The sequence below is a fragment of the Kerstersia sp. genome (genome assembly GCF_052103615.1).
GTDB lineage: Bacteria > Pseudomonadota > Gammaproteobacteria > Burkholderiales > Burkholderiaceae_B > Kerstersia.
Window position 1 is genome coordinate 1 of the sequence record NZ_JBQEKA010000118.1, and the last position, 7,362, is coordinate 7,362.

5 protein-coding genes are annotated in these 7,362 nt (G+C 62.2%); 3 read left to right on the forward strand and 2 right to left on the reverse strand.

Going from position 1 to position 7,362, the window contains the following annotated elements; translation table 11 throughout:
• The first annotated feature begins 145 nt into the window (after positions 1 to 145).
• Positions 146 to 1,426 carry a TRAP transporter large permease gene (locus tag ACTJGZ_RS15260; RefSeq protein ID WP_441663757.1) on the forward strand — a complete coding sequence of 427 codons (1,281 nt, stop codon included), beginning with the start codon at positions 146 to 148 and terminating at the stop codon, positions 1,424 to 1,426.
• Between the two features lie 208 nt (positions 1,427 to 1,634).
• Here ACTJGZ_RS15260 and trpB read toward each other — a convergent pair whose 3' ends face one another.
• The gene (trpB, locus tag ACTJGZ_RS15265) at positions 1,635 to 2,978 is read right to left on the reverse strand and encodes a tryptophan synthase subunit beta (protein ID WP_441663753.1); all 1,344 of its coding nucleotides are present in this window, start codon (positions 2,976 to 2,978) and stop codon (positions 1,635 to 1,637) included.
• 1,172 nt (positions 2,979 to 4,150) lie between these two features.
• Here trpB and ACTJGZ_RS15270 point away from each other — a divergent pair.
• A complete protein-coding gene (locus tag ACTJGZ_RS15270) occupies positions 4,151 to 5,560 on the forward strand; it encodes an aspartate ammonia-lyase (RefSeq protein ID WP_441663754.1) in 1,410 nt (469 codons plus the stop codon).
• A 212-nt stretch (positions 5,561 to 5,772) separates the two neighbouring features.
• Here ACTJGZ_RS15270 and ACTJGZ_RS15275 read toward each other — a convergent pair whose 3' ends face one another.
• The gene (locus tag ACTJGZ_RS15275) at positions 5,773 to 6,387 is read right to left on the reverse strand and encodes a peroxiredoxin (protein ID WP_441663755.1); all 615 of its coding nucleotides are present in this window, start codon (positions 6,385 to 6,387) and stop codon (positions 5,773 to 5,775) included.
• Between the two features lie 233 nt (positions 6,388 to 6,620).
• Between ACTJGZ_RS15275 and ACTJGZ_RS15280 the strand changes: the two genes are divergently transcribed.
• On the forward strand, positions 6,621 to 7,334 hold the full coding sequence (locus ACTJGZ_RS15280) for a glutamine amidotransferase (RefSeq protein WP_441663756.1): 714 nt from the start codon (positions 6,621 to 6,623) through the stop codon (positions 7,332 to 7,334).
• Positions 7,335 to 7,362 lie beyond the last annotated feature (28 nt).

Consider the following 7,362-nt stretch of genomic DNA (forward strand, 5'->3'; position numbering starts at 1 on the left):
TGGGCCTGCCGCAGTGGTGGTACACCTCGGTGGTTCCCATTTTTTCCTGCCTGATCGTTTTGCGCCAGTGGCAGGCGCTGGCGGCAGTCCTGCGGCAGTTACGACAGTTACGACAGTTAAGGCAGGCGCGGCCATGAGTTACGACATCTTGGGTGTGGTGCTGTTCGGCCTGTTTCTGCTGCTGCTGGTGACAGGCGTGCCCTTGGCTGTCGCGCTGGGCCTGTCTGGAACCGCCGTCGTGGCCTTTGCTGATCTGGGCATGCTGTCGGTGCCCATGAATGTTTACAACAGCATCTCCAAATATCCGCTGCTGGCCATTCCGATGTTCATTCTGGCCGGGGTGCTGTTCGAGCGTGCCGGCATTGCCGCCTCTATGGTGCGATTCGCGGCGTCCATCGTCGGGCCGCGCCGCGGCGGCCTGGCGGCAACGGCGATTATCGTGGCGATGATTCTGGGCGGCATTTCCGGTTCCGGCCCGGCGGCTTCATCGGCGGTGGGCGCGGTCATGATCCCGCAGATGATACGCGCCGCTTATCCCCGCGGCTTTGCCGCTGCCGTTGTCGGAGCGGGGGCATCGACGGATATCCTCATCCCGCCGTCGATTGCCCTGGTGATCTACAGCATGCTGGTGCCTCAGGCCAGCGTGCCAGCCTTGTTTGCAGCGGGCATGGTGCCAGGCGTGCTGGCCGGGCTCTGCCTGATCGGCGGTTCGGTCTGGCTGGCGCGCCGTCATGAAATTGGCACCGAGCAGGACGATGCCAGGCCGCCGTTCTGGGCCAGCCTGAGAGAAGCCGTTTGGGCGCTGATGGCGCCCGTGGTGATTCTGGGCAGTATGCGCACGGGGCTGGTAACGCCGACGGAAGCCGCCGTGCTGGCCGTGTTCTACGGGCTGGTGGTTGGCGTGCTGGTCTATCGTTCGCTGACGCCCAGGGTGTTGTACCGGGTGCTGGTGGAAGCTTGCGAATTGTCGGCGATCATCCTCATCATCCTGGCATTGGCTTCGGTCTTTTCATTGGCCAGCAATGCCTTGGGGACCTTCGATCACCTGGCGCGGGCGCTGGTGTCGTCGGTCAGCTCAGAGACCGGCTTGCTGCTGATGATCAATCTCGTCTTGCTGATTGCGGGCATGTTTATTGACGGGATTTCGATCTTCTTCATTTTCCTGCCGCTCTTCGTTCCCATCATGAATTATTTCCAATGGGATCCGGTCTGGTTCGGCATTCTGATCGTGATGAATATTGCGATCGGGCAGTTCACGCCGCCGGTCGGGCTGAATCTGGTCGTGACAGCGCGTATTGCCAGAACGTCGCTGGAATCCACGACGTATTGGGCCGTCATGCTGAGCCTGTTCATGGTGCTGCTGCTATTGCTATGCACGTTCGTGCCGCAACTGGTTTTGTGGCTGCCGCGCCTGCTGGGCTACTAAGATAGCGGGGCATTGATGCCCGGGAGGGGGCGTGCCATGGCAGCGCGGCATGCCGCAGCGCGCGGGCAAGCCGGGCGCTGGCGGGTACCCGTATCAGCTTGGCACTGATATTCGCACCTCTCCGCACCGGCACCCGACACCAGGCACCCGCACCGGCATGGGGGCCGGTGCGGGTGTCTGGTGTCTGATGCCGGATACCGGGCGCCGCTTAGGGTTGCGGGGGATTGATACCGGCGTTTTGGATGCTGGGCGCGCCGTGGGCGGCCATGTGCTCCAGGACGGTGTTCATGTCTTTGTCGCCCCGGCCGGAGAGGTTGACGAGTATCGCCTGGTCCGGGCGCATTTCACGCGCCAGTTTGATCGCGTAGGCGACAGCATGGCTGGATTCCAGGGCCGGGATGATGCCTTCGGCGCGGCACAGGTAATGGAAGGCATGCAGCGCTTCGGCATCCGTGATGCCCACATATTCCACCCGGCCGAGATCATGCAGCAAGGCATGTTCCGGCCCGACGCCAGGGTAGTCCAGCCCGGCGCTGATGCTGTGGGTTTCCATGACCTGCCCGTCATCATTCTGGATGATATAGGTGCGGTTGCCGTGCAGCACGCCGGGGCTGCCGCGCTGCAATGACGCGGCATGCTGGCCGCTATCCAGGCCCAGGCCGGCCGCCTCCACACCGATGAGGCGGACGTTATCCTCGCTGATATAAGGGTGGAAGATGCCGATGGCATTGCTGCCGCCGCCCACGCAGGCCACCACGGCGTCCGGCTGGCGCCGGCTCAGCCCCAGGCTGCCCATGATTTCGGGCATCTGCACCCGGCATTCCTTGCCGATCACGCTCTGAAAATCGCGCACCATCATGGGGTAGGGGTGCATGCCCGCCACGGTGCCGATCAGATAGAAGGTGTTGTCCACATTGGCGACCCAATCGCGGATGGCTTCGTTCATGGCGTCCTTGAGCGTCCGGCTGCCAGAATCGACGCTGGTCACGGTCGCGCCCAGCAATTGCATGCGCTGCACATTGGGCATTTGCCGGCGGATATCTTCGCTGCCCATGTAAATCACGCACTCCAGGCCATAGCGGGCGCAGATCGTGGCAGTCGCGACACCGTGCTGGCCGGCGCCGGTTTCGGCGATGATGCGCGGCTTGCCCATGCGCCGGGCCAGCAGGGCCTGGCCGATGACGTTATTGATTTTGTGCGCGCCGGTGTGATTCAGGTCTTCGCGCTTGAGGAAGATCTGCGCGCCGCCGCTTTCTTCGCTCAGGCGGCGGGCATGGTAAACCGGGGATGGGCGTCCGACGTAATGAGCCAGCTCATTGCGGAACTCCGAAATGAAAGCCGGGCTGCGGCCATAGTGCTGATAGGCATCACGCAAGTCGGCAACGGCCTGGGCCAGGGTTTCGCTGACGAAACTGCCGCCATAGGGGCCGAAGTGGCCGTTGGCGTCAGGCTGCTGGTATTGCGAGCAATCCACCGCAACTTCCGCTTGAGGGGCGGCGCCGGCGGGGGCGGGGCGTTGTTTGAGCGACAGGACGGGACGGGGGGTATTCATGGTCAGACTCCATTGCTCCGCCGGACCGGCCTGTTTCAGGGATCAGGGGCACGGGCGACGGAAAATTCCAAAAACCCTTGGCGTTGCAGCACGAGCAGCACGCATAGCACGCATGACGGAGGTCATGCCTTGCGAGCCAGGCGAATGCCCGGCACGGCCGCAAGGATGCGGTGCGAGTCAGTGAGCAGCGGAAAGGGAAAACAAAGGCCGGAAGGGCGGTCTCAGCGGCGTGAGCAGGCCCACGCGGAAACGGCGGCGGATTGCCATCGTTCGCGTTTGCAGATGTGCACCCACCACGCAAGGCGCGGGGAGAGCTGGCGTTTGTTGGACGAAGTAACCAAGTCGATTCCTGTCGGACGGGGGCGCAGCGGCCAGGGCATGAAAGCCGGGCAGGCGCAGCGCACCGCTTTATTCTACTGCGTGATGAAAAGGAAGCAAGCGCCAGGGCGCCTGCGCGGAAAACGAGCGGGGTTTTCGGCTCTGAGTGCGTACCTATTTTTTTGCGCTGTGGCGGCACGGCATCAATATGCCGGGAAAAGAGGTGATTTCGCTGTCCGCTGCGCGGGGTCTGGGGGATGGCTGGCCAAGTCGTGTCGATTTTTCCCACTAGGTGAAAAAAAATAGGGCCGCAAAGATGACATTGCTTGTAGATTTTCCGGTGCAGCGTGTTACGATAATTTTCGATCCCTTGAGTTTGTCCGCTGACCGCATCGGCGTGCTGGGCTATATCAGACTGATTTTTTTGCCTGCCGTGCTGCGGCTGCGCGATTCCCTGGTTGCGCATGGGGCGCCTCGTCTGGCGTCCCTGAAACCTCGCCAGTCTGCTGTCCCCGTTCTCCGGCGTTGTGCAGCGTGCTTGAAGCCCTGTTGCAATTTCAGCTGCGAGAGATCGAAGAACCCGTTTCCGGGGGCGTTTCACGTATGTGGTTTGTCTATAGCCAGCCTGGCCAGGCGGGACGGGTCTCGTCCGTATCGAGTCGTTGCTTTTGTCTGTTTCCCAAAAGGATGCGCGGACAGACGCAATGGCTTTGACGGCAGTGCCCAGGAGGCGCTGCGTCTCCCGTGTGGCTGACTGAGCGGCCAGGATGAAGCCGTTCAGGCCGGAATCGGAAGTGGGAATGGGGGAGACCGCTCCGCTGTTCCCTTGTTTATCTGCAATCATTAAAGACGAGATGGAAACACGCCTTGAACATGATCTGCTCGGCGACCTGGAAGTGCCAGCAGATATCTATTACGGTATCCAGACCTACCGTGCCGTGCAGAACTTCAATTTGTCCGGTACCAAGCTGTCCGACTATCCCTCCTTCGTCCGGGCGCTGGCGATGGTCAAGCATGCCTGCGCGGATGCCAACCATGCGCTGGGCCAGATGGCTGACGACCGGCACGAAGCCATCGTCCATGCCTGCCAGCGTGTTGTAAACGGTGAATTCAGCGATCAATTCCCGGTCGATATGATTCAAGGCGGTGCCGGTACTTCGACCAACATGAACATCAATGAAGTCGTGGCCAATATCGGCCTTGAGTTCATGGGGCGCAAGAAAGGCGAATATGCCCAGCTGCACCCGAACAATGATGTCAATATGTCGCAGTCCACCAACGACGTCTATCCGACGGCGATTCGCCTGGGCCTCTTGCTGGAGCAGCAGGAAGTGGTAGCCAGCCTGGACCGCCTGATCGACTCGCTGGAAAGCAAGGCTGGCGAACTGGCTGATGTCCTCAAAATGGGCCGCACGCAATTGCAGGATGCCGTGCCCATGACCATGGGCCAGGAATTCCACGCCTTTGCCAGCACGCTGGCCGATGATGCCGATTACCTGCGTCAGGATGCCAAGCGCCTGCTGTATGACGTGAACCTGGGCGGCACCGCCATTGGTACCGGCATCAACACTCACCCGGATTATGCCGGGCTGGCCGTGGCGCGTCTGGCGGCTGTCAGCGGCGAAGCCATGCGTCCTGCGCGTGACCTGATTGCGGCGACCTACGACATGGGCGCGTTTGTGATGTTGTCGTCGGCGCTCAAGCGCTTGGCGATGCGTTTGTCCAAGATGTGCAATGACTTGCGTCTGCTGGGCAGCGGCCCGCGCACCGGTTTGCAGGAATTGAACCTGCCGCCGCGCCAGCCGGGCAGTTCCATCATGCCGGGCAAGGTCAACCCCGTGATTCCCGAAGCCGTGAATCAGGTGGCTTTTGCTGTCATGGGCAATGATGTGGCCATTACCATGGCTGCCGAAGCCGGTCAGCTGCAGCTGAACGTCATGGAGCCGCTGGTGGCGTTCAAGCTGTTCGAGTCGCAACGCCTGCTGGCCCGTTCCATGGACATGCTGCGCGAGCTGTGCATTGTCGATATCACCGCCAATGCCGATCACAGCCGCAAGCTGATGGAAAACTCCATCGGTCTGGTGACGGCGCTGAATCCGTTCATCGGCTACGAAAACTCCACGCGCATTGCCGCCATGGCACTGGAAACGGGTCGTGGCGTGCTGGAACTGGTGCGTGAAGAAAAGCTGCTGGACGACGACATGCTGGAAGAAGTGCTTAAGCCGGAAAACATGATGCGCCCGCGCATCGCCGCGCATAGCTGATTCCGCCACAGAGGCAGCGGGCAATAGCATACGCAATAGCATGCTGTTGCCTGACACAGCCGGGAGAAGGTCTGAATAGGCCTCTCCCGGCTTTTTTATGGCTGCGCCGTCAGGGCGGCCAGGCAGGCAAGGGCAGGGGCGTCCGGCAGCGAAGGTCAGCATAGTGCGGGGGGGGCGTCGGGGCGTCAGCGTTGTGGCGGTCGGAGACGTAATCAGGCCAGCGGCGCGCTTGCCGGCTGCGGGGGCGTGGCACAGGCGCGGTGTTGCAGCCATTGCATCACCTCAGCGGCATTCTGGTCTGGCAAGCAGACCGGATAAAACACCTGTTCGATCCGGTCATCGCGGGCGATCAGGGTCAAGCGGCGCAGCAAAGTCTGGCCCCCGGCAGCGAAGACCGGCAGGCTGAGCGCGCGCGTCAGGGCGAGATCCTTGTCGGACAGCAAGGGAAAAGGCAGGTGCAGGCGTTCCGCGGCCTCACGCTGGTAGGCCGTATCCTGGACGGACAGGCCGAACAGCTGGGCAACGCCCAGCGCCTGAAGGCCGGCAAAATGATCCCGGAAGGCGCAGGATTGCGGCGTGCAGCCGCGAGCGCCCGGAATGCTGTCCCAATCCTGGGGCAATGGCGTGCCGGGGCGGCCGGTCATCGGATACACATAAATGACGGTGAGCCCGCGCAAGCGGGCCAGATTCACGTATTTGCCGCCGGTGGATGCCAGTGCCAGTTCCGGCAAACGCATGCCCGGCAGGTGGCGGCCGCCGCCATCATCGGCAGGGGCGGGAGTGATAGCAGGGGCGGGCTGTTCGGCGGGTGACTGCGGGTTCTTCATGGCGGGTTGGCTGCCTGGCGTGCGTGAAGTGCTGGGCCTGGGCCCGGAAAATAAATCTCCGGCGCATACGATCCGGTGATTTTTATTTCGGCCCAGGCAAATTATAATTTGTCATAGGACAAATTTAGCAGATCAGGAAGCCCCTTGTCCATGTGCCGCAAACGCTTGGCGGAATTTCCGCAAATTGCGCTTTGCTGAGCGCTCCTGACTGCCGCTTTCCGGGAGCAGACCGCATGAAGACCGCTTTGGTGCTACGCCATGTGCATTTTGAAGACCTCGGTACGCTGGAAGCCTTGTTGCAGGCACGCGGTTTCAGCGTGAGGTATCTCGACCCTGCGGTCGAGGACTTATCCCGGACGGACGCCGCCGCCTGCGAACTCATGATTGTGCTTGGCGGGCCGATAGGCGCATTTGACGACAGGCTGTATCCCTTTCTGGCAGAGGAATTGAAGTTGATCGGGCGGCGCCTGGCGGGAGGCGGGCCGCTGCTGGGTATTTGCCTGGGCGCGCAGTTGATTGCCCGCCTGCTGGGGGCCAGCGTGGTGCCCATGGGGGGCAAGGAAATTGGCTTTGCGCCTGTGGCGCTGACTGAAGCGGGCCAGCGGTCGGTCTTGGCCGCGCTGGCAGGCGTGCCGGTCTTGCACTGGCATGGCGACCGTTTTGATGTGCCGCCTGGGGCGACGCTGCTAGCCAGCACGGAAACCTGCGCGCAGCAGGCCTATGCCGTTGGCGCGACTGTGCTGGGGCTGCAGTTCCACCTGGAGGCCGATGCGGGCCAGATCGAGCGCTGGCTGGTCGGGCATTGCTGCGAGCTGGCTCAGGCGGGCCTGGATCCCTGCGCCTTGCGCGAGGAGGCGAGCCGCTATGGCGCCGCCTTGAAAGAGGCGGCGCAGCGCACGATAGCCATGTGGCTGGATCAATTGCCGTCTGCGCCAGCGCAAGCATGAGGAGATAGGGGGCATCCTGTCTGGCGCA

Bases quoted from the DNA above. Each gene is read 5' to 3' on its own strand.
- trpB (WP_441663753.1), bottom strand. From the start codon at position 2,978: ATGAATACCCCCCGTCCCGTCCTGTCGCTCAAACAACGCCCCGCCCCC.
- ACTJGZ_RS15270 (WP_441663754.1), top strand. From the start codon at position 4,151: ATGGAAACACGCCTTGAACATGATCTGCTCGGCGACCTGGAAGTGCCA.
- ACTJGZ_RS15275 (WP_441663755.1), bottom strand. From the start codon at position 6,387: ATGAAGAACCCGCAGTCACCCGCCGAACAGCCCGCCCCTGCTATCACT.
- ACTJGZ_RS15280 (WP_441663756.1), top strand. From the start codon at position 6,621: ATGAAGACCGCTTTGGTGCTACGCCATGTGCATTTTGAAGACCTCGGT.